Origin of the sequence: Vibrio sp. 661 (assembly GCF_033339315.1) — a bacterium.
Lineage (GTDB): Bacteria > Pseudomonadota > Gammaproteobacteria > Enterobacterales > Vibrionaceae > Vibrio > Vibrio alginolyticus.
The window spans coordinates 1-1195 of the sequence record NZ_JAWOUJ010000096.1 but is presented as its reverse complement, the minus strand read 5'-3'; the positions used below and the strand labels follow the sequence as shown (position 1 = coordinate 1195).

General features: G+C 47.2%; 1 protein-coding gene. It reads right to left on the bottom strand.

Annotated elements, in window-relative coordinates; all coding sequences use genetic code 11:
* Nucleotides 1–1194: GTP diphosphokinase (relA, locus tag R7P69_RS24935; protein WP_318121785.1), on the bottom strand; the 1194-nt coding region annotated here is incomplete at its 3' end.
* Between the last annotated feature and the right edge of the window lies 1 nt (nucleotide 1195).

Sequence of the window (1195 nt, the reverse complement as noted above, 5' to 3'; positions counted from 1 at the left end):
TGGGTTTGGCTCTTTTGCTGTGATGATTTCGACCTGATCGCCCATGTGGAGTTTGTGGGTGAACGGCACGATTCGGCCACCAACTTTGGCGCCAATACAACGGTGCCCGACTTCTGAGTGAATGTGGTAAGCAAAGTCTAGTGGCGTTGCCCCCATTGGTAAGTCGACAACATCGCCGCGTGGTGTAAATGCGTAGACACGGTCATCGAAGACTTGGCTTCGGAGTTCATCCAACATTTCACCAGAATCGGACATTTCTTCTTGCCAATCCAACAGTTTACGCAGCCAGGTAATTTTCTCATCGTAACCACTGCGGCTGCTCGCCCCTTCTTTGTATTTCCAGTGTGCGGCAACGCCCAGCTCAGATTCTTCGTGCATTTGCTTGGTACGAATTTGAATCTCGATGGTTTTGCCTTCAGGGCCAAGAATCACGGTGTGAATCGATTGGTAACCGTTTGGTTTTGGGTTTGCAACGTAGTCGTCGAACTCACTCGGTAAGTGCTTGTATTTGGTATGAACCACACCTAACGCAGCGTAACAATCTTGCAGTTTGTCGGCGATGATACGTACTGCACGCACATCAAACAATTCATCAAACGCCAAACTCTTCTTCTGCATTTTTCGCCAAATGCTGTAGATGTGTTTAGGACGACCACTTACTTCGGCATTAATGCCACAAGCTTTCATCTCTTGAGATAAGTCTTCGACAAAATCTTTGATGTATTGCTCACGGACAATACGACGCTCAGCAAGCTGCTTTGCAATCTGCTTGTAAGTGTCCGGTTGTTGATAACGGAAAGCGTAGTCTTCGATTTCCCACTTAAGCTGACCGATACCTAGGCGGTTAGCCAGTGGAGCATAAATGTTGGCACACTCTTTTGCCGCAGCACGTCGAACCTCGTCCGGTGCTTTTTTGACTTCAATAAGGTTGCAAATTCGTTCTGCTAGCTTGATGACAACGCAACGAAAATCATCCACCATGGCAAGCAGCATGCGACGAACGTTGTCTACTTGAGACGACGCAGCACTGCCTTCCATCGTAACGTTAAGCTGACCGATAGCGGCCATTTCTTCTACGCCATCAATGAGCTTAATGATTTCTTTGCTGTATTTTTCTTCAAGAAGTTCTCTGTTGAAAGCACCACTTGAAACCAAAGGAAACAGTTGAGCCGCCACTAATGTTGCTTTGTCCATC